2 protein-coding genes are annotated in these 1,089 nt (G+C 47.3%); both read left to right on the top strand.

Annotated features, from left to right (window positions below; all coding sequences use genetic code 11):
* Window positions 1-601: RibD family protein (locus R7O13_RS24455; RefSeq protein ID WP_318304882.1), on the top strand; the 601-nt coding region annotated here is incomplete at its 5' end.
* 12 nt (window positions 602-613) lie between these two features.
* Window positions 614-1,089 (top strand): riboflavin synthase (locus R7O13_RS24450; RefSeq protein WP_318304881.1); only part of this gene is annotated, 476 nt, incomplete at its 3' end.

The raw sequence follows: 1,089 nt of genomic DNA, 5'->3' as shown, positions 1-1,089 counted from the left end.
TAATGGCAAGAGCCAATGGATCACCTCCCCACAGGCTCGCCAAGACGTGCAGTGTTATCGAGCGCAAAGCGGTGGCATTCTGTCTACAAGCAAAACAGTGATGGATGATAACGCTTCTCTCAACGTTCGTTGGGATGATTTGCCGCAGAGTGTTCAAGCGCACTATGAGCTGACGGAAGTTCGCCAACCAGCAAGGGTAATACTCGACCGTCAACAGCAACTGAGTGATGACCTTAAACTGTTCAGTACCGAAGGTGAGCGAATTATTGTCAGCAGCGAAGGCGATGTTTGCCCACAACTCGACCAAAGCGGAAAAATTGATTTAGCTGCGACCCTAAAAGCGGTCGCGACTCAGCATAATATCAACCATTTATGGGTGGAAGCTGGAGCGACGCTCGCGAGTTCTCTAATCAAAGCTAACCTTGTAGATGAGTTGATTGTCTATCTCGCTCCGAAACTAATGGGAAGCGATGGACGTGGTTTAATTGGCGCGCTGGGATTGACGGAGATGGCGCAGGTCATCGATTTAAATATTACTGATGTGCGAATGGTGGGCAGAGATATCCGTATTACCGCCACCCTTGTACGCAAAGAAATTTAGAAAAGAAGCACTATGTTTACAGGAATTGTAGAAGCAGTTGGTAAATTAACTGCGATTACGCCAAAAGGCGAAGACATTACCGTTACGGTAGAAGTAGGTAAGTTAGACATGTCTGACGTGAAGTTAGGCGACAGCATCGCAACTAACGGTGTGTGCTTAACGGTGATTGACTTTGGAAGCAATTACTACAGCGCGGATTTGTCTCTCGAGACCTTGAAAAAAACCGGTTTTGCAAACTACCAAGTAGGCGAAAAGGTTAACTTAGAAAAAGCCATGCTGCCGACGACACGTTTTGGCGGACACATTGTATCTGGACACGTGGACGGCGTGGGTGAAATTGTGGAGCGCAATCAAGTTGGTCGTGCGATAGAGTTTTGGGTCGCGATGCCTGCTGAGATCAGCAAGTACGTGGCAGAAAAAGGCTCTATCACCGTTGATGGCATCAGCTTAACGGTGAATGATTTGCGTAAAAATGCATTCAAACTGAC

This window comes from Vibrio sp. Y176, from assembly GCF_033438945.1.
This window is presented reverse-complemented; position numbering and strand designations above follow the sequence as displayed.